Raw genomic sequence first — 26161 nt, forward strand, 5'->3', positions numbered from 1 at the left:
ATCAAGATGTCCTCAAAAGCCCAGAAGATTCCACGTCGTCATATCAGTGGTGTATTTTTATTGAATAAACCATTGGGCATTAGTTCAAATGCAGCATTGCAAAAAGTTCGTTGGTTGTATCGAGCACAAAAAGCCGGGCATACAGGTGCACTTGATCCTTTGGCTTCGGGTTTACTACCGATTTGTTTAGGCGAAGCGACCAAGTTTTCGCATTATTTATTAGATTCGAACAAACGTTATCGTACAACCATTCAGTTGGGGCACAGTACAACTACAGGTGATGTGGAAGGCGAGGTCTTGTTAGAGAAAGATGTACCTGAATTAAGCCAAGCGAATATTGAGCAGGTTTTGAAACAATTCACTGGTGACATACAGCAAATTCCTCCAATGTATTCAGCTTTAAAGAAACAAGGACGTCCATTGTATGAGTTGGCTCGTCAAGGCATTGAAATTGAGCGTGAGGCTCGACCTATCCATATTTTTGCTGTTGAACTTATTGAGTTTACATCACAGAGCCTGACTTTAGATATCACTTGTTCGAAAGGGACTTATATTCGAGTGCTAGGTGAAGATATTGCCAAAGCATTAGGTACGTATGGACATTTGACTTATTTACATCGGATTCAGACAGGTCACTTTGATTTAATCCCCGAATATACCATTGAATATTTGGAAAGCTTAACTGAACAAGAGCGAGAAAAGTTGTTGCTTCCTGTATATGCACCAATTGATCATTTTTTAAAGGTTCAGGTACCTCAAGGTCGTGCAGAATATTTCTGCCGCGGTATGGAAAGTAATATAGATCATGCTGCAGTCGCAGAAGTGCTTGTATTCGATGGTGAAAAATGTTTAGGGCTGGCTGAAATTACGGATAAGAAGCGCTTGGTACCGAAACGTGTTTTAAATCTTTGATTAGAAATATTGCCTCAAAATTCAGTGGATTGAAGAACGAGCACTGTTCAAATATAGCACCATTAAAAGATAAGTGAATGTTATGGAATTTGATATTATTCTCAGTTTAGTGTTTTTTGCCTTTTGTGCAGGCGCGATTGATGCTGCTGTCGGAGGTGGGGGACTGATTCAAATTCCTGCTTTGATGGGGGCGTTGCCTCATTATCCGACGGCTACGGTTTTTGGTACTAACAAGCTTGCATCCATTTGTGGAACTGCATCCGCAGCATTTTCTTATTTAAAACAAGTCAAAATTGAATGGAAATTGCTTGCGGTTATCGGGATCACAGCTTTCATCAGTTCATTTGGTGGTGCTGCTTGTGTCTCTTTAATTCCACAGGAAATTTTACGTCCCTTTGTCTTGTTTATGTTGATTGTCATCGCAATCTATACGTTTTTTAAAAAACAGTTTGGGCAAGTACATTTTCAACAGGAAGTCACCCATAAAATGCTGTTGATCGCAGGTATCGGTGGTTTATTGATTGGTTTTTATGATGGAATTTTTGGACCAGGCACAGGCAGTTTCTTTATTTTTTATTTTATTCGTTATTTGAAAGTTGACTTTCTCCATGCTTCGGCACTTTCGAAAATCGGCAATTTCATGACCAATTTTGCAGCATTGAGTTTCTTTATTCCCACAGGGCATGTGCTATTTCAATTGGGCTTAATGATGGCAGTCGCCAATATTTGTGGCTCACTGGTGGGCGTGAAAATGGCGTTGAAATATGGAAGTGGTTTTATTCGAATTTTATTTTTAATTTTAGTCAGTATCTTGATTTGTCGTTTGGGATATCAAATGTTCATGGCTTAAGTTTTATATTCAAAACACCCCACAAAATTTAAGTTTTTTTGATACAAAAAACTCTTAAATTTTGTGGGGCTTTTTTTTGATGGTTTATTTATGATTGATGACTTATTCAGCGAAATTTATCGACTCAATAAAAAAGAAATCAGTGCTCACGTAGAATCAAAAAAAGAGGGATTTTGATGAACATATTCGAGGCTTTACGAGAAAGCCACAGGATTCAGAAGGATTTGTCTGAACAGCTCATTCATACATCAGGTGATACGCCTGAACGACGGAAAATTTTTAATTTACTCAAAAATGAACTATTTGCACATGCAGTTGCCGAGGATCGTTATTTTTATAGTCCGTTAATGATGACGGATTCGGGTTTAAATATTACTCGTTTGGCGCTTGCTGAATATCAAGAAATGGAGGCGATCTTAGATTCTTTAGAACAAACTGATTTTAGTCATTCACGTTGGTTGGTGTTGGCAAAAAGGTTATCAGATACTGTTGCAGGGCACATCTACCAGAAAGAGCAAAATTTTTTTATGAAAGCAGGGAAAATTTTAGATGAAAATCAGAAAATAACCTTAGCGAAAAAATATTTGTCAGAATATAAAAAATATAAAGCAAAAGAAATAATGCGTTTGATTGGGTAATCCTACTCAATTCACCTGATCGTAACCACTAAGATTTGATTAAAATCAATTCGACTTAGCTTGACGCTAGATCTTCATACATTGGATAGGGCACGCTTAAAACAATGACTGAAAAAGATCAATCATTGTTGAGTGCTGCTGGATTTCGTGCAGAACGGAAGGTTACCCCTACAGACGCGGTCATGATACAAATTAAAGCAATAATTTGCCATGTTGTAATATGTTCATTGATTAAAACCATTCCAGCAATTGCTGCCAGAGCAGGGGATAAGCTGGACAAGGTACCATAGCTCATTTTACTGAGTTGTTTGAGTGCCAGTAGATCTAAAGCATAAGGGATTGCTGTTGCCAAAAGCGCAATCAGTAAGGCTTTACCCCAATATTGAGTTTGTAATAAAGCCTGTGAATCATGTACTGCGCTGATTGGTAACATCACCAGTGCCGAGAGAACAATCGCAATACTGAGCGCATGCATACCTATATTTTGGCGAACCACTTTCTGTCCAAAGTAAATATAACTTGCCCAGCAAATACCCGCACCAAGCGCAAATGCTGCACCAAGATAAGAAAAGTTATGCGCATTGGCATCATGCCAAGGCACCATTAAGGCGATACCTATGATGGCGAGGAATACCCAAATATAATCACTTTTTTGTTTAATCGAGAGTAGTGCTAATGTCAGTGGACCTAAAAACTCGAGTCCAACAGCAATCCCTTGCGGTAATTTGCCTAAAGATGCATAGAACAATACATTCATCAGACATACGGAACCACTATAATATAAAAGTTCTTTCCATCTTAGATAAGGTAAACGTTTGATAATTTTCCATGAACGGAACATCAAAATAATTAAAATGGAAGCAAAACATAACCTTAAAGTCACGACCGTAATGGGATCTAAAACTTCAAACAACTGTTTGGCAAATGAAGCACTGATCTGATAAGCCACCATAGATAAAACCATGAAAAGCACAGCAGTGAGTTGAGAGTTTGGCATGTTTATGGTGTAAAAAAGAATTGGATAGATTTTAACACTTTCTTAAATTTATTTTGGTATTTCGTAAATATATGAATATTCATTTAATATTTTGCTTTGAGATTATGGGTACTCCTCTGTAAGATGTGAAAGATTATACTTGCAATGGCACATGTGTTAGGAATAAAAGATGTCAGGACATACGAACAATACTGAAAATATAGCCTTAAATGGGGCGCAACATTCACAAGCAGAAGCTTGGTATATCGAAGTCCTCAAATTAGAACAACAAGGCTTTGCCCAAACTGAACAAGATGCTCAGGCACGTGTGGATTTGTTGGTCAATGCATCGAATCAAGATTTTGCGCCCGCAAGTACCTTGTTAGGTCAGTGGCATGTCTTGGGACGTTATTTAAACCAAAGTATTCCTTCCGCCATTCTTTTTTTTCAACATGCCGCAAAGCTTAATCATGGTTTGGCACATTTAGAGCTCGCTTATCTTGGATTGAACCATGCAAGCGATCAGTTGACTCAGGCACAAGCATTGATGCACTTGCAACAAGCTGTCCAATTGAACCATCCAGAGGCAATTTTTGTCTATGCACAACAACAACTTGCACAAGATCCGCAAACTGCTTACCAATTACTTTTAGACAATTATTTAAAAAACCAGCATCAAAATAGTTTGAAGTTTTGTGTCGAGTTTTCTGGATTTGACCCGATCAAAGTACAAAATGAATTACTCAAAATTGCTGAAAAAGATCATTTTGCCTGTGCCTTATTGGCATTTAGTTATTTCACGCAGCACAATCTAGATGCTGCTTTCAAATATGCTGAAATTGCTCAACAACACAATGACCCTTTTGGTTGTTATGTTCGTGCTTTAGTTGAGCAACAACGTGATCAAGGTGATGCCACACTTGCTCAAGAGTTTTTACTCAAAGCTGCGAAAAATGGACATATTGAGTCGGCTTACTTAGCCGCAGTAAACTTGCTCAAAAACGCTGAAAATGCTAAGACTGAACAAAAACACCAAGAATATGCCACACTGGCTGTTGAATTATTATCACATGCAGCAGTTGCTGGGCATGTACCCGCACAATATTCGCTAGCTCAATGTTTACGTTATGGTTTAGGCACTGAAAAAAATCTGGATCAAGGTGTTTCTTGGCTAGAAAGAGCAGCAATGCAAAATCATCCAGATGCACAATTTGAACTGTCTATGCTATTGCCTTTGGAACATGAACATCACTTACCCTTATTAAATGCTGCGGCTGAGAAAGGGCATACTCAGGCGATGCTGTGTATGTCGATTTTTGAACAGCGCCAAAACAATGCTCAAGGAGCACTAGATTGGTTAAATAAGGCGAAAGAGCTCCAAGTGCCGCGTGCATTTTTTCTACTCGGACAAATGTATCGAGAGGGTAAATGTGTTGATGTTGATTTGAGTCTAAGTGCAGATTTATTTAAACAGGCAGCGGATCATGGTGATATAGATTCTTATTTCGAACTGTTTAAAATTTATAAAGATGGAATCGGTGTACGAAAAAATAAGAAAACAGCCAGTAAATATCTAGATTTAGCAAAAGAAAATCAGCATATTGAAGCGGCATCGATTGAGTTCTAAATCAAAGTTCAGCAGATGAATAATTTATCACAACGCACTTTTGCACATGTAGAGACATATATTCACCACACAGGTCGCTTATTTGTGGTGGGGGATATTCATGGTCACTATGATGCATTGATGCAAAAATTGGCAGATGTACGCTTTGATTTTCAAACTGATGTGCTAATTGCTGTAGGGGATCTTGTTGATCGAGGTCCTGAGAGTCTGAAATGTTTGAATTTAATTGATGAGCCGTGGTTTAAAAGCATCCTCGGCAATCATGAGGAAATGTGCATTTTATCCCATGTCGATCCCCTGATGAAAAATCTGCACGCCCAACATGGGGGTGAATGGTTTTATGCTTTAAGTTTGCAACAACAAAAACAAGTGATTGAGAAGCTGGAAACATTACCTGTACTTTTAGAAGTTATACACCAAAACAAAAAATATGGTTTTGTGCATGCAGATATTAATCTTAATGATTGGGAAGCCTTTAAATTATCAACAAAAGCGAAAAGTAGAGAGTTGGCACTTTGGGGGAGGGGACGAATTAAAAATAAACGCTTTATGCGTTATTCGAATGTTAAAGGGGTTGAGCAGGTTTTTCTGGGGCATACTGTGGTTGATTATGTGACAAAGAAGCACAACTGCTATTTTCTCGATACGGGTGCTTGTTTTGGGCGTGAATTAACACTTGTTGAAATAGATTGCCAGCTTCCTATAGAAAAACAGCAACGTGTAATCAAATCTTAATCCAATAAAATTTTATGTTGCTTTAAATCAACTTCATTTTAGAATCACTCCTAATAGTAATCATCTCATTACACTTTATGACTCTATTGATTGAAATTTATTGTTATTTTGCTGAATAAGCTAGGTACATCATAAGAAAAATAGCATCAAATTTTTGAAATAAAATGCCTATATCGAAAAATAAATACATACTAAACTTAATTTTGTTAAGCGTGTCACAAAATTAGTAAAAAAAGGCGATTAAAATGAAAAACTATATAAAATGGGTACTTTTGGCATTCATTGGTCTATTTTTGGTTGCATGTAAGCCGACCGCTAAATTTGAATATAGTCCTGTTGCACCAAGTACAGGCGAAATTGTCAAATTTGATGCGACGAAAAGTACGGTATATAAAGCAAAAGAAGGCAATGCAATCCGCACGTATGCTTGGAATTTTGGTGATGGTACTCAGGGAACGGGTGCCACAGTTGAACATACTTATACGCAAGTGGGGCAATATACAGTGACATTGAATGTCACCGATCTTGCGGGACAAACCAGCTCCACCACACAAAAAATAAAAGTAAAACAGGGTGCAATCACAACCAATAAACAAGTTGCAATTCTGGTTCAAACTGTTAATGGTGCATCCATTCCTGATGCAGATGTTACCATACTAGGGCAGCGTATAAAAACGGATCAAAATGGTCGTGCAAGTTTGAACCTTATACTGCCTCAAGCGACAAAAACAGTGGTCGCTCAGTTTGAAAAAGCCGGTTTTATTGGTCAGTCCATCGTGTATGAGGTGGCAAATTTAAAAGCACTATCTGTAAATTTATTGGCGATCAAACAGGTTGTCCCTGTATCTGAAATTTCTATGGCTCAAGTGATACAATCTCAAAATTTGGGTGCAACCATTACGATTCCTGCAAACGCTTTTGTAAAAAATAATGGTGAGTTGGCAACTGGTGCAGTAAATGTCGAATTTACGCCTTGGGATATCACCAATGCTGATCTAAATGCGATGTCTGCCAATGGCGTGGCAAAAGATGCACAAGGTAACATTGTTGATCTGATTAGCGCAGGGATGATTACCGCAACATTTAAAGATGCCAATGGTCAGGAACTACAACTTGCCAATGGGAAAACAGCAGATATTCAAATGAATTTACCTGTAAAAAGTCTCAATAACCAAGAAATGAAAGCTGGAACTGAAATTCCTATGTGGTATTTCGACGAAAGCAGTGGATTGTGGATTGAGGAAGGTAAAGGTCAAGTCATTACATCAAATCAATCTGCTACAGGTCTTGCTGTACATGCGACAGTGCGTCATTTTTCGACATGGAACTGGGATTTAAAATTTGAAAATGCGGGTTCAGTCTTTGTCCAGTGTCAATCTAGTGGAGAGGCGATTCCATGTTATGTCACGGCAAAAATCACCCTAAATGATGGTTCTGCTTTAACCAAATCAAATAGTGTTGCTAAAGAAGGCTTAACAGTAGTGAATATGCCTTCAAGCGGTACAATTTATTGGTCAGCCAAAGACCTCACAGGTACGCTGTTGGGAGAAAAAACTTCAACAACTGCAGGTAATGTGATCATTGATCTCGGAAAACCGACGACGGATCATTTTATAAAATGTGAACTTCCTAATGGCACAGCAGTGTCCTGCTCTGGAAAAATAAATGAGAAGTTTGACTTTTCTGTAGCGCAAGATGGCGGACGCTTGATCACAGGTATAAAGGATTCAGATGGACAGTTGGACTGGTCAGCACAAAGCGCTTTAATTTTTGAAACCAATCAATGGGTACGTTACAAAGGTAAACAAGTTTCAGGTTTGAATGGTAATGTGAATATTGTTTTGACTGATCGTGAAGTTGTTTACAGCAGTAGTAAAGGTTTAACTTTCCCTGCCGTTTGTACCAGTTTGATTGATTCTTCAAATGGACCCATTGAACCTAATGGCAATTGGGAAGTTATGCCTGAATTAATTGGAAAGTATTGCAATATAGAAATTACGGTATATGGCTTAGATGGTGTAGAGGAGGAAACCTTAACGTTTAATGCTATTTATGGAAAACCAGTACAAATTCAACTACCAAATCAATATTCAGGTTTTCTTGCAAGTGGAAAAGGTCCTATTGGTTATTTAAGTATTTATGCATTGATACAAGACAATGGGCAAGAATGGGTTGAGCGAATTGGTTTTGAATCTGAGCCTGATCAGAATGCCATGATCAAACTATTGATGGGTGCACCTGACTGGTAGTTTTTACATGAAACTCATTAAAACCACCTTTCGAGGTGGTTTTTTTAGATTTGCTTTCTTTTTTGGGCAGTCACTGTACAGCCAATTGAAGCACTGATAATGGTGGCTAAAGCTAACCATTGTGTCCATAACAATTGTTCACCTAAGAAAATAAACCCAGAGAATGCTGCAATTGCAGGCTCAAGACTCATCAGTGTCCCAAAACTTAAAGCGGATAAATTTCTTAAAGCAATCATTTCCAAAGAGAACGGCAAAGCACTTGCCAAAATAGCCAATGCAATAAAATAGACTAAATTTGATGGCTGAAAAATTTCAATCGGCATCCCTGAGAACAAGGCAATCGGTAGTAAACACAGTGTTCCCACAAACATGCCCAAACATACGGTGTGATTTCCCGAAACACCAGAGGGACGTTGCCCTGCAACAATATAAACAGCCCAACATGCACCAGCAGCTAAGGCAAAAGCAATTCCAACTGGGTCAAGGTGATGTTGTGCTTGGTCAAAAGGAAACAATAAAACTAAGCCGAGAATTGCAAGCCCGACCCAAATAAAATCAAATTTTCGACGCGCATAGAAAAGTGCAACACTCAGTGGACCGATAAATTCAAAAGCGACAGCAATGCCCAACGGAATACGGTGAATAGACAGATAAAATAAAGCATTCATTCCAGCAAGTGCCAAACCATAACTGATAATAGATGACCATTTGACTTGCTTTAAATTGACCTGCCAGATTTTAAAAATGACAGCTAGAATCAGACCGCCTAAAAGCAGACGCATTGCAGAAATCGCCAATACTGGGAATTGTTCAAACAGCGTTTTGGCAAGAGCACCGCTGCTTTGCACACTGATCATGGCAAAAAACAGTAAAGCGATCGCTTGTAGATGTGGTGCATTTTTTAAATTGAGCATGCTATGAAATACTTAGAATAAGGATGATATGTATTAAGAATTTGAATTTTTAACGAAGTGCAGTCTTAGAGATGATTGTACATTTGATCTGAAGTAATGACCAATAAAAAAACCACAGGAATGTTCCTGTGGTTTTTCAAGCTTAATAGCCTTAGAACAATACGCGAACTCGGATTGTACCTTCAACTTCATGAAGAGTATCAAGCGCTTCTTGAGATGCAGTTGCGTCTACATCCATTACCAAGTAACCAACGTCACCTTTAGTCATTAAAGACTGACCAGAAATGTTGATTCCATGTTCAGCGAACAGGTTGTTGATCTTAGAAAGAACACCCGGTACGTTTTTATGAATATGCAGTAAACGGTGTTTCCCTTCAGTCAATGGAAGAGCAATTTCAGGGAAGTTTACAGCAGATAAAGTCATACCTTTATCTGAGTAAGCAACAAATTTCTCTGCAACTTCTAAACCGATATTGGCTTGAGCTTCCATCGTTGATCCACCAACGTGTGGTGTAAGGATCACATTGTCTAAGCCACGAAGAGGAGAAACAAATTCTTCACCATTGGCTTTCGGCTCTTTCGGGAATACATCTACTGCTGCACCAGCAATATGACCAGATTTGATCGCATCCGCTAAATCTTCAATAACAACACATGTACCACGTGCTGCATTGAGGAAGATTGAACCTTCTTTCATTTTTGCAAATTGATCTTTTGCAAAGAAATTACGTGTTGAAGGAACATCTGGAACATGTAAAGTAACCACATCAGCATTGGCAAGTAATTCATCTAAAGAACCAACTTGGCGTGCATTACCCATAGGAAGCTTGGTCACAGCATCATAATAAATCACATGCATACCCATGCTTTCAGCCAAAACTGAAAGTTGTGAACCAATTGAGCCGTAACCCACGATACCTAAAGTTTTTCCACGTGTTTCAAACGAGCCGACAGCTGACTTGTTCCAACCACCACGGTGTGTAGATGCAGATTTAGCAGGTACACCGCGAAGTAAAAGAATCGATTCTGCAAGAACAAGTTCTGCAACTGAACGAGTATTTGAATATGGTGCGTTAAATACAGGAATACCACGAATCATGGCTGCATTTAAATTCACTTGGTTTGTTCCGATACAGAAACAACCCACTGCGATCAATTTATTCGCAGCTTCAAAGATTTCTTCAGTTAATTGTGTACGGGAACGAATACCAATGAAGTGAGCATCTTTCACCGCTTCTTTCAACGCTTCACCCTCAAGCGCAGTTTTACGGTAATCGATATTGGTATATCCAGCAGCATTTAATGTGTCGATCGCGTTTTGGTGAACGCCTTCTAACAACAAGAAACGAATTTTATCTTTAGGTAGTGAAAGATGTTGGCTCATTACGGCTCCGCTACAAAGGCCAAATTTAGTCGCAATATGATACCATAGACCTTGTTCTATAGATATTTTGATTGTGACACTACAGTGGATATTTTATCTACGATTTCTGATAAGCATTATTCAAAAATCAAATGAAATGCTAATGCATTGATTTTTATCATGCTTGCTGATGGCTTTATATACAAAGTGTGGATAATGTGAATCAAATCTGTACTTTATCCTGAGCAGTCATCTGGGTAAAATAGTGCTGAAATCGGTGAGATTGAAGATTTAGGCTAAAAAATATGCTGAAAAATTTTCACTGACTGATTTAAAATCTCAAATGTTGTATACGACGCCTTTTATTTACTTCTTGCTAGGTCCGCAAAACGATGAATGCTCCAGTAACGATAGCACCAGAATTATTGACCCAATTGACGCAAATTGTCGGTGAAAACCGAATTAAAACCGATGCGGACAGTTTAGAAAATTGGGGTAAAGATCATACTAAGCATTTCGATCCAAAACCTTCGATTATCGTTTTTCCTTCTAGTACGGAGCAGGTGCAAGCCATTGTTCAATTGGCTAATCAATTTAATGTTGCGATAACACCATCTGGTGGACGTACTGGATTATCGGCTGGTGCTGTTGCAGCGAATGGTGAAATTGTCGTGAGCTTCGACAAAATGAACCAGATTTTAGAGTTTTATCCTGCTGATCGTATGGTGCGTATCCAAGCTGGTGTCGTGACTGAGCAACTGCAGAATTATGCTGAAGAACAGGGAATGTATTATCCCGTTGATTTTGCTTCTGCTGGTTCGTCTCAACTGGGTGGAAACATTGGAACCAATGCAGGTGGGATTAAAGTCATCAAGTACGGTATGACACGTAACTGGGTGCTTGGTCTGACAGTCGTGACAGGAAAAGGCGATGTATTGCGTTTAAACAAAGGCATGATCAAAAATGCTACAGGTTATGCAATGCAGCACTTATTCATTGGTGGTGAAGGTACTTTAGGTCTAGTGACTGAAGCTGAAATTAAACTTGAACGTCAACCACATGACTTACAAGTGATGGTACTGGGTGTACCTGATTTTGATGCGATCATGCCAGTATTACATGCTTTTCAAAATAAAATTGACCTCACAGCATTTGAGTTCTTTGGTGAACTTGCGATGCAAAAGGTATTAGACCGTGGTCATGTTCAACGTCCATTTGAAACTGAATGTCCATTCTATGTTTTGCTTGAGTTTGAAGCGCCGTATGAACCGATTATGGATGCGGCGATGGAAATTTTTGAGCATTGTATGGAACAAGGTTGGGTACTTGATGGCGTGATGAGCCAAAGTCTCGAACAAGTACAAAGCTTATGGCGCTTACGTGAAGACATTTCAGAAACGATTGCACCATTTACCCCTTATAAAAATGATATTTCTGTACTGATTACGCATGTTCCTGCGTTTATTAAGGAAATAGATACGATTGTTGCGGAGAACTATCCCGACTTTGAAATTTGCTGGTTCGGGCATATTGGTGACGGCAACCTGCATTTAAATATTTTAAAACCTGCAAATTTATCGAAAGATGAATTCTTTGCAAAGTGTCAGGTTGTCAATAAATATGTGTTTGAAACAGTGAAGAAATATGATGGTTCGATTTCTGCTGAGCATGGTGTGGGCATGACCAAAAAGCCTTATCTTGATTACACCCGTACTGCTGAAGAAATTGAATACATGAAGGCTTTAAAGAAAGTATTTGATCCAAATGGGATTATGAACCCGGGTAAACTCTTTGATCTTTAAAAGTTTGAACCAAAAACGCTCCTCAGGGAGCGTTTTTTATGGACACACAAAAATAAAAATAAATTTACAGTGTTGTGGTTATTTGTCGTTAAAAATTTGTTATGTTTGTAGCGCTTAAACATTGATAAGAAACTGAAAATGATGCTGATTGATAATATTTTAATTTCTAAACAAAGTTTAGAAAGTGATGATCATTATGATGTGATTATGTCCAATATCGATACATTAAATGAATTATTTGAACACTATATCGAATACGATGAAGTGTCAGCTGAAGCGCTATATAGCTATTTTGTGGATTATTATCTCGCCCAAGTCAATAACGGTGGATTCTCTCAATTTGTGTATAACACGGGGTGGGATGCATTTATGGTGAAGCATGTTCGTGATGGTTTAAAAGCCATGAATGCCACTCAACATTTAGCTTTATTTGAACAAAGCGCTAATTTGATTGAACAATTTTCTGATGAGCAATTTGAACAGTTTTTAGAGGGTGAATATTTTGGTGAGAACCAGCAACGTGATGTACTCAATAGCTTTGATGATAAATTCTTTGCATTGAATGAAAGTGAAGATCTGATTGAAATCAATAGCCAATGGTTAAGACAGCATCCAAAGTTACAAGCAGTGGATGAAGATGAAATATTGACGGTTATTGAACAAGTTTCAGCAAAGATTCCAAATCTAGAACAGCGGAAACAACAGGCAGCTGAAAATCAACCCCGTTATTTTAAAATTATTGAAGAATTATGCCAGCAGGTTGGTCAAGAGCTGGATCGTATTACTATCGGTGATCCATCGCATCAATATAATGGACAAGAGATTGTCGCTTGGCATTTTCTAACGGAACAAGGGCATTTCTATATGCTGGATTTAGGTGATCAAGCATTGATGTTTGATGATCAAGATCAACAAGTCATTGCTCTCGATATTGCTCATATTGCAGATGAGTCATAAAGTCACAGTTTTTAAATAGTGTAAGTTGAATGTGCATAGCATCATAAAGCGATGCTTTGAGTTTTAAGGATAACCAGAATGAACCGTTTGAGTTTAATTTCAGTATTTTGTTTAGTGACTCTGTCGGGTTGTGCAACAACACAAAATTTAATCAATAAAGTGGGTGGTTCTGAAACGCCATTGAGCCAAGTTTTAAATGAGCGTCCTGATCTGCGCAAAGATTTAGCGACTGTTGAATTACGTCAATATTTTAACCGTGTTGAATCGCCAACAGTCGCTGAGGTGAAATTGACTGAAACGGGTTTGATGGATGATTCAGTTCGTTCAATTCGTACGGTATATAGCTTTAAAAATGTAGATGGTCAGTGGAAACGCATAGACGTACAAAAGGAATATCAGTGTTTACGTGGTAAAAATACCAAGACATTCCAAAAGGCAAAATGTCCTTAATCAATGATTTACCGGGAATTATAGATTTGAAAAATTAAGAATAGAGAACAACAAAATGGCAAAAACGAGAGTTGGAATAATTTTTGGTGGAAAATCATCAGAACATCGCGTGTCACTACAGTCAGCACAAAACATCGTGGATGCAATAGACCGGCAAAAGTTTGATCTTAGTTTGATTGGGATAGATCAAGATGGTACTTGGCGTATTTTAGATGCTACACATTATTTAGAATATGGTCACGATCCTAAATTAATTTCTCTTGCCGCACGTGAACAGCAAGATCATTTACAGTCTAAGCCACCTCAAATTTTTGAAATTGAAAATGCACAAGGATTAGCGCCCCTTGATGTTATTTTTCCAATTATTCATGGGACCTTAGGTGAAGATGGTGCATTACAAGGCATGCTTAAAATTTTAGATCTACCATTTGTGGGCTCAGATGTTTTAAGTTCTGCAATTTGTATGGATAAAGATGTTACCAAGCGTTTATTACAAGGTTCTGGTATTGCTGTTGCACCATTTCTAACGATTCATGCTTATGACCTAAATGAGGTAAGTTTCGATGAGGTTCAAACTACTTTAGGTCTTCCTGTATTCGTAAAACCTGCAAATCAAGGTTCTTCCGTCGGGGTGAGTAAAGTTGAAAATGAACAGGAATTTATTGCTGCTTTAGAAAATGCATTTCAATATGACAGCAAAGTATTGATCGAAAAATTTATCAAAGGTCGTGAAATTGAGTGCGGGGTTTTGGGAAATTATTATCCAAGAGCCAGTGTTTGCGGTGAGGTAGTTGTAAAGTCTAGTTTTTATTCTTATGAAGCAAAATATATAGATAATCAATCTTCTGCAGTCGTAATTCCTGCTCCAATTTCAAATGAGCAAAGTAATAAGATCCGTGAGATTTCGATTAAAGCTTTTAAAGTTCTGGGTTGTTTTGGACTTGCACGTGTCGATTTTTTCTTGACTGAAAATGGTGATATTTTTCTGAATGAAGTAAATACTTTGCCAGGGTTTACCAATAACAGTATGTATCCAAAGCTTTGGGAAGCAAGTGGGATCACTTATTCTGAATTAATTACTCAACTCATAGAATTGGCTTTAGAGCGTCATAAAAATTTATTAAGAAATCCAAAATTGGTGTCCAAAGGATAGCTGTTTTTCGCTATTCATATGTTTTATTGAAGAATGGATAAGACATTTGCTTGAGAACGCACCAGATATGATGCGTTTTTAGAATATCAATAGAATCAATTAACGAGAGTGAATTTTTGCTCGCTTGTCTGAGTGATAGTTTGAGTTTAATCAGGCTTCAGCATGCTTAATCAATTCGATAAAAATAGGTATTCAAAAACTAAAGAAAATTCAAAATTCATTGAAATTAATGATATAAAACTTATAGATTACCAAAAATGTGAACACAATGAACATCCAACAAGAAATTCAAAATTTATTCCAAAATCGAGATGAACATCCACTGTTTTATATCGAAAGTGGTAGTCGATTATGGGGCATGGCAAGTCCAGACAGCGATTACGATGTGCGTGGTTTCCATTTACCTTCTAAAGCCCAATATTATGATTATCGTCAACATCGTGACTTAATCGAAATCATGGATGGTGATTTTGACTTTGTTTCATTTGATTTAAATAAGATGTTTGGACTTTTGGCAAAGAGTAATCCTACAGTACTTGAATGGGTACGAGCGCATATTGTCTATTTTAATCAATTTCCTGAGTGGGAAAGCTTTAGAGCAGGTTTGCTGGAACGAATAGACTATAAAGCGCTGTATTATCATTACTTATCGCTAGCTAAAGGCGGTATGCAAGTCATGCAAACGGCAGATAATTTTACTTATAAAAAAGTGTTTTATTCGATTCGTGGTTTGATGTCCGCAGAACTTGCAACACAACAGATTATGCCTGAACTCCAGATCACACAGTTGTTCGATCAAATTGATGCCAATGACCCACTCCGTCATTGGGCAGAGGATTATTTAGAAATCAAAAAACAGCAAAAAGAAAAAGCGCAATTACCGGTGATTGAACAAGCGCAGATCTTAAAATTATTGGAAGATAAGATTGAAGCTTTAAATTTAAGGGCAATTGAACCGACCAATGATATTGAAAAATTAAAGCAATATCTCACAGCATATAGCTTTAATTTAAAACAGCATTTTTACGGTTAATGCGTTTAACTATTAGAGAAGATCGACAGTATGAAAACCCTCGCCTTTATCCATCGTAATGATACGCGTTTTGCGATAGGGGATTTTTATCCCGTACTGTCTGTATTTTCACACTATGAATTAGGCAATACCGTCTCTCCCTTTCTGTTACTTGATCACTTGGGACCTGGAGTTTTAAAACCGACCAATTTACGCAAAGGCGTGAGTGAACATCCACATCGAGGTTTTGAAACCGTCACGCTGATTTTTGCTGGAGAACTCGAACATCGAGATTCATCGGGTGGCGGAGGGATCGTTTCTGCAGGCGATGTGCAATGGATGACGGCTGCTTCAGGAGTCCAACATAAAGAAGTGTTTAGTGAGGCATTCTCAAAAACAGGGGGGTATTTTGAAATGGTACAGTTGTGGGTGAATTTGCCTGCCAAAGATAAAATGAATCCACCCCGTTATCAAAGTCTGCGCAAAGCGGATATTCCAGTGATTGAACTTAGCCATTCCGCAGGAACAGTCAGGGTTATTGCTGGGCATTATGGAAATGCCCAAGGACCAGCCAAAATGCATTCGCCACTCCAAGTTTTAGACATCGAAGTCCAGCCAGGGCATCGTGTGGTTCTACCTGCGAATATTGGCGACACCACTATGATTTATTTAAGAACTGGTAAAGTTCAATTTCAGCCTGAAGATGAAATGCTCGAAGAACAAGGCTTGGCTGTGATGTCGAGTTTAGGGCAGGATATTGAGATCACCGCTTTACAGCATTGCAAGTTATTGTTGCTGACAGGCAAACCACTTCAAGAGCCGATCAATGGTCATGGTCCATTTGTAATGAACAGCTATGATCAAATTCTTGAAGCATATGATGATATTAAAAATGGTACATTCATCAAGTTTAAGGTGTTAGATGATCAATGACAGCAAGCTCAACGTATAATTTACTGTAAAGTGTTAAATGCCAGTTTGTGGTTTATTTTTTAAACCAATCAGACCTTTGATGAGCAATGCAATTCCAATTCCCACACATAGACCCATCAGGAATTTACCGAATATACCTAAACCAAGTTCTTTTTGATTGGCTGAGCTAATTGCTTTCGCTGTATCTTCTGCTGAGCCTGTCGCATTGGCTTGAGCGTCCATCATGGCAACAAAACCTGTATCCGTTTTACAGCTTGAGATAATTGAGCCAGAGTTTTCACCATATTTTTTTTGCACTAATTCTTCACATCTGGCTTGATCAGAGGCACTGATATGGGATCCTGAACTCATAAAATAAAGCCCACCACCGACCAGAAGTAAAATAATGCCGATGATGATCAATGAAACTGGATTTTTATTTTTCATTTAATTTATTCATATAGATTTATGTGACATTTAGAGTAGCCTAAGAATATTAAATGTTCAACTTCCTCTCGAAAAATGTCTGTGTTACACTACAAAAACTCAACCCTGTGTGTACTTTCTATAAACTTTTTTATAGTAGGGTTCAGTTATAAATCTCACAAATTTGCTGCAAGCATTACTTTTTTACCTATTGAATTAGACACCTTGTGAATGCGGTGTTGACCCCTTATTCAACGTAAATTCCACAACTTAATATTTAAATTTCAGTGCTTGTCATTGGGATGACGCTTATCTTTAGAAAAATAGTGTCACTCCAGCAAGCCTATAATGATATGTAGAAAACAATGCAAAATTCAGTGCAACAAGAACACACTGCAAGTTTGAGTCGCGCTACGCTCATGTTTCCATTGGCGTTGGTGCTTTTTGAGTTTTCAGTGTATATCGGAAATGATTTGGTTCAGCCTGCTATGCTCGCGATTACCAAGGAATTTGGCGTAAGTAGTGCATGGGCACCGTCGTCGATGTCCTTTTATCTGCTTGGTGGTGCATGTGTCGCAGGCTTATTGGGTCCATTATCTGACCGATTAGGACGAAAAAAAGTCTTATTGGCTGGTGTGGCATTCTTTGTTATCACCTGCTTATTGATCTTACTGACACATCATATTGAAAGTTTTCTCGCTTTGAGATTTTTACAAGGCTTTGGTTTATCCGTGATTGCAGCGGTCGGTTATGCTGCAATTCAGGAAACTTTTGAAGAACGTGATGCAATTAAAGTCATGGCACTCATGGCTAACATTTCTCTACTGGCGCCGTTAATTGGACCTGTCGTAGGTGCTTTCCTGATTGATCATGTATCGTGGCATTGGGGCTTTATTGGCATTGCATTTTTAGCCTTTCTGAGTTGGTTTGGCTTAAAGGCTAAAATGCCAGCGCGTTGCATCAGTATTCCAAAACAACCCTTGAGTTATATTTGGGATGACTATAAGAAAGTCTTTAAGAATAAGACCTTTATGGGAATGACTTTAGGTCTGCCTATGGTGGCGATGCCTTTAATGCTGTGGATTGCTCTGTCCCCAGTGATGTTGGTTGAAGAACTAGGGCTGACGAGTCTGCAATATGGATTAGCGCAGTTTCCTGTATTGGGCGGGCTGATCTTAGGTAATATTGTGCTGATTCGAGTGATTGATCGTTTGGCGCTTGGAAAAACAGTGTTAATTGGCTTGCCATTGATGCTTTTGGGCACTGTGATTGTGTTCGCAGGTGTGATCTGGCGCGAATATTTTTTATATTGCGTCATTTTAGGCATGACCTTGGTGAGTTTTGGTGAAGGGATCAGTTTCTCCGTGCTGTATCGTTTTGCCTTGATGTCTTCAGAGGTTTCTAAAGGTACAGTTGCCGCTGCTGTTTCAGTCTTGATGATGTTTACCTTTTTCTTTGTCATTGAACTGATACGAATTTTATATGAGCACTTCCATCTCTGGGCGTATGCTTTGTCATGTTTAGCATTGATTGCTTTATGGTTCACAATTCCACGTGGGTTATTAAAAGCAATTATGAAACAACGTCAGGTAGACGGTATTTTTTAAAATTCAAAAAGCTCCCTTTCCTAAAGGAAAGGGAGCTTTAAAACTGTGTACCTAATGGAGATTAAGAAGATTGCGCTTGCTTTAGTTTATGATCAAAGACAAAGGGTCCAAAAGGTAAAATTGAAGCGATTAAGCCTAAAATAAACATTTTGAGTGACCATTTTTGCTTTTGATAAACAATAAATAGAACGGCAAGAAAGGCAATAAAGAGTAAGCCGTGTCCCATACCAACGTATTTCACATAGATTGGGTTATCCCAAATATATTTGAGCGGCATTGCAATAAACAGCAGGAGAAGAAAGGAAATCCCTTCAAGAAAACCAACAAGACGTAAAGTTTTGATATTCATGGTCACTTAGTCAAATGAGAATGAATCTTGAGTCTAACCGAATTGTGTTCAAAAGTTGAATATATTTATCACTCTCATCAGTTCCATTAAGTGATGTTATTCAGTGTAAAAAATGACCTCGATCATGTTGTTAAAATATCACAATCGAAAGTCATTATTACACATCAGTTTTTTATGATTTATTGAAAAGTATGCAGAATTGGCATTGCATTAAATCTTTCATCATTCTCGATTTCGATGTTTGTTGATTACTGTGCGGCTTCAAGTGCAGCTTCTTGTTGCTGTTGTTCAAACTCGGAGATATAAACGCAACCCAGATAAGTTTTATTTTCTCCTTCATTGATAACAGGATTGGATTCAGCAAGGGTCAGTTTTCGAACAGACTTTTCAGCGTCTTTGGTCGCAGGATCAGTTTTTACAATTTTTTCGCCTGAAAAATACGGCATATCTTTAAAGAATCGATTTTGAGAAATTTTAAATTTTTCAGCAAGTTCTTTGGTATTGGCATTTTTAAATACAGCCAACATGCCACCAGCAACCAAACTAATTTCATGGCTTGTTTGACCAAAGACTTTGATGGGTTCTTTACTCACATATGAATAATCTTCCCCTTGTTTGATCCAACCATTCTTTTTTAGATTGTCTTCAAACTCAAAACCTAGACCATAATAATCACTGAGCGTTTTCTTACATTCTAAAAATTGCTCTAAGTTTTGATTAAATTGAGTATCTGCATAACTAGATGTCATGGCACCTAGCGTGAATAAAGCGGCGAATAATTTTAAATGCTGTTTAAGTTTCATTTGAACCCTCTCAAATCATGTCGTCATTTCTATTTAATTTCTAATCCAAGTAAAGTTGTTTTAAGTCTTAACAACTCAGGTAAGGTTTCCAATAATAAACTGATTTGTTTTAAGGCTAATAGTAAACCATCTGATAAATTGTCTTGATCACTTAAACTTTGTATTTCTGCCAATTTCTGGTCAATCGCAGCCTCATTTAAAGGGGCTTGATTGAGTAAAGCCTCATTCAAGGTGTGTTTACACCAAAGCATTAAATCTAAAATTTGTTGATCATGTACCTGTTCACGATGGCTGCCGAGAGCAGATACATAACTGAGTTGACTATGACTATAGACCAAGTACCTAAATGCATGATGAATTAAATCTTGATTGGGATTGGGTTCGGCACTAAGGCTGGAAATCATGGTGGATAATTCAATTTGCGCATTGTGGGCTGCACGACGGGCTTTACGATAATCAATACTGTTTGTGCGTCCTTGTTGATATTGTTCTACCACAGCATCGAAATAATCTAGGGTTGCTTTACTGCTCTTTAGAATATTGTTGGAAATATTTCGGAAATTCCAATCCGGCCAAATAAAGCTGACAGCAAACCATGCGATTAAACAGCCTAAAAGTGTATCTATGATGCGCGGTAAAATGATGGCATAGCCTGCACCTTTAAGATTAAAAATCAACAAGACCATCAGGGTTGCCATTAATGTCGCCATGGCATATTTTTTGGAACGCAAATAGAAAAAATACACCCCAAAAATAATGGTAAGTACCAACTGACCTTCAATACTGGGTACAAAATATAAGATTGGAATTCCTAAAATGACACCTAAAACAGTGCCCAAGGTTCGCATTTTTAAACGGCTTTTCGTGGCAAAATAGCTGATTTGGCAGACAAATAAGCTGGTCAATAAAATCCAGTAACCATTTTTGGCAAAAGGCAATAAAGACATGGCATAGCCCAAAGCGAACACAAAACCAATCCGGACAGCATGACGAAACAGGGCTGACTTTGGGGTTAAATGTTGTTTGATCTTGAGCCAAAGATCTTGTATGCCGTGGATATCGTCATCTAATAAATTTAAATTATCCCGGTGTTGACTGTAGCTTTGTTGATAATTGACCTGTTCAATACTGAGGTTGGTGAACTGGTCTTGAACATTTTTTAAATTTCTTAAAACCAAAACTAAGTTTTTTACTTCTAAATTATGTGGATTTTGTTGAATCCAATCATGCATGGAACTTTCTAAATGTGCTAAGACCGTACTATGGTCTGCATGAACTGTAAAAGTATGACGTTTTAAAATAGACTCAGCGAGCTTTTGACAATGCTGTGCTTGTAAACGTACATTTTTTTGAATTCGATAAATTAAATCGGTACGGCTAAAGTTCTGTTGGATCCTTTCATAATGTAGATAATTGGATGTGGCTTGTTCATGGATATCTTGGGCGAGAAAATATAAATTCAGCCAATAAATGGTATTTTTATTGGCGCGTGAGGCTTTCAAACGAGTCAGTAATGATGCTTTGGTGGTATTTAAGCTGTGTACCACAACACTATTTCTTAATGAAAGATCATATAAAAGTTGTTCAACATTGTCTTTATTATCAGGGTCGAACAGTTTGGCTTTTGCCATGAGTAAATCGCAAAGATTATTGAAACTGTTTGATAAATTGTCCTGTACAGCTTGCGTTGGTTTAAGTAGATAAAAAATAATCGAAGTCAGACCATACCAGAGCGCCCCCATGACAAAGTAACTCGGCTGTTGATACCACTCAGAATATTCACCTAAGCCAAACATGGTATAAATTGAAAGTAACACAGTACCAAAAGAAATGGTGGCATAGCGTTGCCCCAATGCACCCATTAATATAAAAGCGGCACTGGAAAGGGATAAATAAATTAAGAATAAAAGTTTATAGGGATGTAAAAAATCTAAGATACTGCTGACGCTAAAAAATAGAACACACACCAGTCCAAGATTTCTTAAGCGAATACTGAGACGATCATCAAAGTCAGTCAATGCTGTTGCAATTGCTCCAAGTGTCAAAGGAACAATCAATTGTTGATAGCCAAGAAAATAAAGCCCCAGTGTTGTTCCTGTGAAAACAATCAAAATCTGTAAGCAATAAATGAATGTTGAGTTTGACTTTATATTTTGAAAGATTTGATGAACGCTATTCACAATATCGTTTCGCAGATAGGGAGTCTTTATATTTTACTCATTTAAGATACTTTCAGATGCTTTATTCGCTGTGGAAATGTAAAAATTAATAGGAAAATTCAACATTTTATATACAGATTGCCTATTACGCAGCAGATTAAAAACATCCAGAATAAATCATTGAATGCTTAAAAATATCGACAATGTCAAAAAAACAAAACACCGCAATTACACAACCGCGTTATCGTAATGCTGAGTTAACCGAACGCCGTAATTTAAAAATGGCACGTTCAATCCATGCTTATGTACGGGGCAATACTGCTAAATATTATGATTGGCTCAAACAAGCTGAAATTAGCTCCATTCCTCAAGGTCCTGCAATTTGGATTTGTGGCGATTGCCATACTGGGAACTTAGGTCCTGTTGCCAATGCTGAAGGAAAGATTGACATTGAAATTAGGGACTTGGATCAGACTGTGATTGGTAATCCAGCCAATGATTTGATTCGTTTAGGTTTATCTTTAGCAACAGCAGTACGCAGTTCAGATTTGCCGGGTGTGGTGACTGCACAAATGATTGAAGCGCTGTATGCTGGCTATATTTATGCGCTGGAACGTAGTGGTCGAACAAGTGATCAGTTACAGCGTCCTGCTTTAGTACACAGTGTGATGGAAAAAGCAGTGAAACGATCATGGAAAAGCTTAGCAAAAGAACGTCTGGAAGATGTAAAACCACAAATTACCTTGGGTAAACGATTTTGGCCGTTATTAAAAAAAGAGCAGTTGGAAATACACAATGTTTTTGCTCAACCAGATATAGAAGATTTGGTCAAAATGATTGGTCAGCGTGATGCATCAGCACAGCTCAAAGTGATTGATTCGGCATACTGGGTGAAAGGCTGCAGTTCTTTAGGCTTATTGCGCTATATCGTTTTAATGGATTCATCCAATCATATTGTCAGAGATGGTAAAGGCTTGTGTTTAATGGATTTAAAAGAAGCCACCACAGCTTTAGCGCCTCGCTATTCAAATGCGCCGATGCCGAAAGACAATGCAATGCGAATTGTGGAAGGTGCACGACATTTATCCCCTTATCTGGGTGAGCGAATGCGAGCAACCAAATTTTTAGAGCGATCGATCTTTATTCGTGAGTTATTACCGCAGGATTTAAAATTAGAAATCGAGGGCATGAATCAAACTGGGGCGAGAGATTTGGCGTTTTATTTGGCTTTTGTGGTAGGACGAGCACATGTTCGGCAAATGGATGATTCAACTCGAAATAGTTGGCTCAAAGAGCTGCAACGAAATCAGTCTAAAACCATAGATGCTCCATTTTGGTTGTGGCGCAGTATTGTGGAATTAATCAGTGTACATGAAGCGGGTTATTTGGATCACTGCCGCCGTTATGCACTTGCTCATCAAAAATAAAGCAATATGTGGATAAATGCATGGTTATCCACATATTGTAAAGCTGAATTTTCATCTTCACAGGTCTTGGATCGTAAGACTTTTAAAGCACAACATCAAATTGGCTTTAACCGAGTAGATAAAGACAGTCATTCACATTAAAAAAGCATTAGAACGTATAAGCGATACCCAAGCTCACGCTTTGAGATTTATTTGAAATACCACCACCGTTTTTAGAGCGTGTGATTTCATTGGTTTGATTTTCAATCATGATTGAGTCAGTTTTCACATGTTTATATTCATTCCATGCATACTCAGTAAATAATTTTGTATCTGGTCGAATATTATAGCCTGCATTTACAATAGCTCCATAATATGTTCCATTATTGGCTTTAGTATCAAATGTAGTATCAAGTGTGTAATGATTATCACGATCTGATGCATTGACCCAATTACTATATTTCAATGTGGTATTAAGTTCAAAGTTATTGTATTCAAACTTATTGTAGATACCGATATAAGGCATTTTAAATTTTTGTTTATAACCAATGACTTTCTCATTAGGATCAAATTCTCCGACATTACTAAGTGCTGATCCTTCAACATAATCCCCATCATCATCTTGTTCTGAATGATAATATGAACCACCCATCGCTGACCATGAGTATCTATTTTGCTGATAACCCAATAAAGTACCTAACTTATAATGTGGTGTGTCCAGTAGATTGATATTGACATTGAAATCAAACTCATTCGCAAAGTTGAGTGGTGTACGATCATGATGAGACCAATCCGTCAATAAATCTCTATCTGTTTCCGACATCCAGTCATAGTTATTCATCACCGATGAGTTTTTAGATAATGTACTCCATCCTCTCGCATTAAAAGAAAACTTAGGATGGATTTGCCAATTTATTTCAGCATTGATGATATTCGCGCTGTTGGTGTCCCAAGTGAGTTCGGATGCTTTGCTTTGATCATCCATATAAACCAGTTCTTTGGCTTTGGAGTTCAGTAAAAGCCCAGAAGATAAAGATATAGAAAGATCGCTTGGTGTAAATCGACTCGACCCATTATTTTCACTTGCAAACGTGGAGTTTATACACAGCATAAGTATTGGTATTACGATCTTTTTCATTAAAATAAAAGCCTTTTTAAATGAGTTAATTATTTAATTTGCTAAAGTGCGGATTTAATCTATTTGATTTTTACTAGATTGTAAAATTAAAAATATTATTTTAATTGCAGATAGTGTCTTTTTAATTTAATTGTTAAATATATTTATTTTTTAAATATCAGTGATTTGCTTGATTGATTTTTAAGTTGTATTTATTTTAAAAAATTCATTTTAAATTTAAATTAGGTTAAAAATTTTTTGTTTGAAGTGTTTAGGATTTTATTTTATCGCATTGGTTTTTCTAAGTGTATGGTTGGGTAATACTTTATTAATAAAGTAAAAATGTGTTTTATTTATTATTATTAAACTGTGATAATATTAACATTTTTATTTATTATCATTTAAATTATCTCATATTAACAAAAACCTTTTAGATTAAATTTTTATATACTTTTTTGGGAAGATCTTGAGTAGAATCTGCTATAGTCAAGCTGTTGAAAAACGCATAGAGTAAAATATAGTTTCTCTTAAATAAGAGAATCAATCCGAACGTCACTCTAATCAAAATTTTTTGTTTAACTGCATTTTTGCACTGCCAATAAAGTATTGCTTTTTTGCCTATATCCCTTCGCTCCGCATGGCGACATTCCTATCACCTTATGCTAGACATATTCACGATGATTCAACAGTACAGAATAAAGAAGTCGCCAAGTCTTTCAATAATTTGTATAAAACGATAAAGCGCATTGCATATGGATGATTGAAATCAAATGAGGTGTTTAAACAATCAAGCGCCTTGATTCTATTTCTCCTTTTGATGATGAAGAGAAGAAAATTTTAATTTCAATATGATTGATGATGCATCATTTTTTATGATGTAGATACGAATTAAATGTTTTAAAAGTACAAATTACTGATCAACAGAATGATTTGGATGAGTGTCTTTGTGATACACGCTGATAGAAAAACAAGGAAAGATGTGGATAAGTATATGTTTATCCACATCTCTGGTTTTTATAGAATAACGATTAGATTACTGGATTACACCACAAGCAATACGATCTCCACCGCCACCTAAAGGTTTTGGATGATCAGAATAGTTATCACCACCCGCATGGATCATAATGGCTAAACCTTGTATATCAGCAAGTTTCAATCGAGGGGCAATCAATGTGGTTTTAGCATTCCCATTTGAATCAACATTCAATACAGGTAAATCACCCATATGCCCATCATTTGGTGTGCCATGTCCAGTTTGGTGAGGATTGTAATGCCCGCCAGCAGCGAGGGCAGCCCCCATTTTTCCATCCTTTTCAGCAGGCGCGCAAGAGCCTTTTTCATGAATATGAAAACCGTGAAAACCAGAAGGAAGTTGGCTGAGTTGAGTCGAAATATTTAAACCGTTTGGAGAGTCTTGAAAACTAATTGTACCAATCTTGGCACCAATACCTTGTGCTGAAACAGCATGAACATCAATCGTTTTTTGAGGTGTTTTAAGTTTAGTTGTGTGCGGTGTTGTGCTACATGCAGCTGTAAAAAGCGCTACACACATACAAAGTATTGATGTTTTAAAAAAAGTAGATGTCATTATTCGCATCCAATAGCTTTAATCATGATTTAAATACTATTCAAACAAAGCATGTATGGATAAACAATGTGAATTAAATATCTGATTGTATAAGTTTATTTAATAACTGGTAAATTGGCATTGATTATGCTGTGTCTTCTAGAGAGGTGAAAACAA

At 37.4% G+C, this 26161-nt stretch carries 23 protein-coding genes; 14 read left to right on the forward strand and 9 right to left on the reverse strand.

Annotated features, from left to right (window positions below; translation table 11 throughout):
- Window positions 1-6 precede the first annotated feature (6 nt).
- The 3 genes from truB (at window position 7) to TOL5_RS01990 (ending at window position 2400) form a co-directional block, all read left to right on the forward strand.
- Window positions 7-912, forward strand: coding sequence for a tRNA pseudouridine(55) synthase TruB (gene truB / locus TOL5_RS01980; protein ID WP_221260652.1), 906 nt, complete (start codon window positions 7-9; stop codon window positions 910-912).
- An 82-nt stretch (window positions 913-994) separates the two neighbouring features.
- A complete protein-coding gene (locus tag TOL5_RS01985) occupies window positions 995-1762 on the forward strand; it encodes a sulfite exporter TauE/SafE family protein (protein ID WP_005035448.1) in 768 nt (255 codons plus the stop codon).
- Between the two features lie 176 nt (window positions 1763-1938).
- Window positions 1939-2400: a hemerythrin domain-containing protein gene (locus TOL5_RS01990; protein ID WP_004826456.1), complete on the forward strand. Its 462-nt coding sequence runs from the start codon at window positions 1939-1941 to the stop codon at window positions 2398-2400.
- Between the two features lie 118 nt (window positions 2401-2518).
- Here the strand turns inward: TOL5_RS01990 and TOL5_RS01995 are convergent, their stop codons facing one another.
- Window positions 2519-3397: an EamA family transporter gene (locus tag TOL5_RS01995; RefSeq protein ID WP_199934959.1), complete on the reverse strand. Its 879-nt coding sequence runs from the start codon at window positions 3395-3397 to the stop codon at window positions 2519-2521.
- A gap of 169 nt (window positions 3398-3566) precedes the next feature.
- On the opposite strand from TOL5_RS01995, the gene TOL5_RS02000 reads away from it, so the two are divergent.
- From TOL5_RS02000 to TOL5_RS02010, 3 genes are all read left to right on the forward strand, one after another.
- Window positions 3567-5003, forward strand: a complete 1437-nt coding sequence (locus tag TOL5_RS02000) for a tetratricopeptide repeat protein (RefSeq protein ID WP_199934958.1) — start codon at window positions 3567-3569, stop codon at window positions 5001-5003.
- Between the two features lie 15 nt (window positions 5004-5018).
- Window positions 5019-5738, forward strand: a complete 720-nt coding sequence (locus TOL5_RS02005; RefSeq protein WP_199934957.1) for a metallophosphoesterase — start codon at window positions 5019-5021, stop codon at window positions 5736-5738.
- Window positions 5739-5983: 245 nt separating this feature from the next.
- Window positions 5984-7987, forward strand: a complete 2004-nt coding sequence (locus tag TOL5_RS02010; protein WP_199934956.1) for a PKD domain-containing protein — start codon at window positions 5984-5986, stop codon at window positions 7985-7987.
- A 44-nt stretch (window positions 7988-8031) separates the two neighbouring features.
- Here the strand turns inward: TOL5_RS02010 and TOL5_RS02015 are convergent, their stop codons facing one another.
- Together TOL5_RS02015 and serA are read right to left on the reverse strand one after the other, a co-directional pair.
- Complete coding sequence (locus TOL5_RS02015; protein ID WP_199934955.1) at window positions 8032-8901, reverse strand: EamA family transporter; 870 nt, start codon at window positions 8899-8901, stop codon at window positions 8032-8034.
- 151 nt (window positions 8902-9052) lie between these two features.
- A complete protein-coding gene (gene serA, locus TOL5_RS02020) occupies window positions 9053-10285 on the reverse strand; it encodes a phosphoglycerate dehydrogenase (RefSeq protein WP_005035460.1) in 1233 nt (410 codons plus the stop codon).
- Between the two features lie 371 nt (window positions 10286-10656).
- Between serA and TOL5_RS02025 the strand changes: the two genes are divergently transcribed.
- From TOL5_RS02025 to TOL5_RS02050, 6 genes are all read left to right on the forward strand, one after another.
- Complete coding sequence (locus TOL5_RS02025; RefSeq protein ID WP_005035462.1) at window positions 10657-12066, forward strand: FAD-binding oxidoreductase; 1410 nt, start codon at window positions 10657-10659, stop codon at window positions 12064-12066.
- A gap of 138 nt (window positions 12067-12204) precedes the next feature.
- A complete protein-coding gene (locus tag TOL5_RS02030) occupies window positions 12205-13023 on the forward strand; it encodes a DMP19 family protein (RefSeq protein WP_199934954.1) in 819 nt (272 codons plus the stop codon).
- Window positions 13024-13101: 78 nt separating this feature from the next.
- On the forward strand, window positions 13102-13473 hold the full coding sequence (locus tag TOL5_RS02035; protein ID WP_004826467.1) for a hypothetical protein: 372 nt from the start codon (window positions 13102-13104) through the stop codon (window positions 13471-13473).
- 55 nt (window positions 13474-13528) lie between these two features.
- Window positions 13529-14626 carry a D-alanine--D-alanine ligase gene (ddlA, locus tag TOL5_RS02040; RefSeq protein ID WP_199934953.1) on the forward strand — a complete coding sequence of 366 codons (1098 nt, stop codon included), beginning with the start codon at window positions 13529-13531 and terminating at the stop codon, window positions 14624-14626.
- 268 nt (window positions 14627-14894) lie between these two features.
- The gene (locus TOL5_RS02045) at window positions 14895-15659 is read left to right on the forward strand and encodes a DNA polymerase beta superfamily protein (RefSeq protein ID WP_009586084.1); all 765 of its coding nucleotides are present in this window, start codon (window positions 14895-14897) and stop codon (window positions 15657-15659) included.
- Window positions 15660-15689: 30 nt separating this feature from the next.
- Window positions 15690-16571, forward strand: coding sequence for a pirin family protein (locus TOL5_RS02050; RefSeq protein ID WP_121775168.1), 882 nt, complete (start codon window positions 15690-15692; stop codon window positions 16569-16571).
- Between the two features lie 33 nt (window positions 16572-16604).
- On the opposite strand, the gene TOL5_RS02055 is transcribed toward TOL5_RS02050, so the two are convergent.
- On the reverse strand, window positions 16605-16997 hold the full coding sequence (locus TOL5_RS02055; protein ID WP_005035473.1) for a hypothetical protein: 393 nt from the start codon (window positions 16995-16997) through the stop codon (window positions 16605-16607).
- 344 nt (window positions 16998-17341) lie between these two features.
- Here TOL5_RS02055 and TOL5_RS02060 point away from each other — a divergent pair, with 344 nt between their 5' ends.
- The gene (locus TOL5_RS02060) at window positions 17342-18583 is read left to right on the forward strand and encodes an MFS transporter (protein WP_121775167.1); all 1242 of its coding nucleotides are present in this window, start codon (window positions 17342-17344) and stop codon (window positions 18581-18583) included.
- Between the two features lie 61 nt (window positions 18584-18644).
- On the opposite strand, the gene TOL5_RS02065 is transcribed toward TOL5_RS02060, so the two are convergent.
- From TOL5_RS02065 to yccS, 3 genes are all read right to left on the reverse strand, one after another.
- Window positions 18645-18932 (reverse strand): DUF3817 domain-containing protein, encoded by a 288-nt coding sequence (locus tag TOL5_RS02065; protein ID WP_121775166.1) that lies wholly within the window; start codon window positions 18930-18932, stop codon window positions 18645-18647.
- Window positions 18933-19180: 248 nt separating this feature from the next.
- Window positions 19181-19735 carry a hypothetical protein gene (locus TOL5_RS02070; RefSeq protein WP_046759796.1) on the reverse strand — a complete coding sequence of 185 codons (555 nt, stop codon included), beginning with the start codon at window positions 19733-19735 and terminating at the stop codon, window positions 19181-19183.
- Window positions 19736-19764: 29 nt separating this feature from the next.
- Entirely contained in the window at window positions 19765-21915 is a 2151-nt protein-coding gene (gene yccS, locus TOL5_RS02075) for a YccS family putative transporter (protein WP_121775165.1), read from the reverse strand.
- A gap of 182 nt (window positions 21916-22097) precedes the next feature.
- On the opposite strand from yccS, the gene TOL5_RS02080 reads away from it, so the two are divergent.
- Window positions 22098-23321 (forward strand): DUF2252 family protein, encoded by a 1224-nt coding sequence (locus TOL5_RS02080; RefSeq protein ID WP_121775164.1) that lies wholly within the window; start codon window positions 22098-22100, stop codon window positions 23319-23321.
- A 148-nt stretch (window positions 23322-23469) separates the two neighbouring features.
- On the opposite strand, the gene TOL5_RS02085 is transcribed toward TOL5_RS02080, so the two are convergent.
- Window positions 23470-24438, reverse strand: coding sequence for an omptin family outer membrane protease (locus tag TOL5_RS02085; RefSeq protein WP_042088524.1), 969 nt, complete (start codon window positions 24436-24438; stop codon window positions 23470-23472).
- 1012 nt (window positions 24439-25450) lie between these two features.
- A complete protein-coding gene (sodC, locus tag TOL5_RS02090) occupies window positions 25451-26005 on the reverse strand; it encodes a superoxide dismutase family protein (RefSeq protein ID WP_100886052.1) in 555 nt (184 codons plus the stop codon).
- Window positions 26006-26161 lie beyond the last annotated feature (156 nt).

It is taken from the genome of Acinetobacter sp. Tol 5 (assembly GCF_019702905.1).
GTDB lineage: Bacteria > Pseudomonadota > Gammaproteobacteria > Pseudomonadales > Moraxellaceae > Acinetobacter > Acinetobacter bereziniae.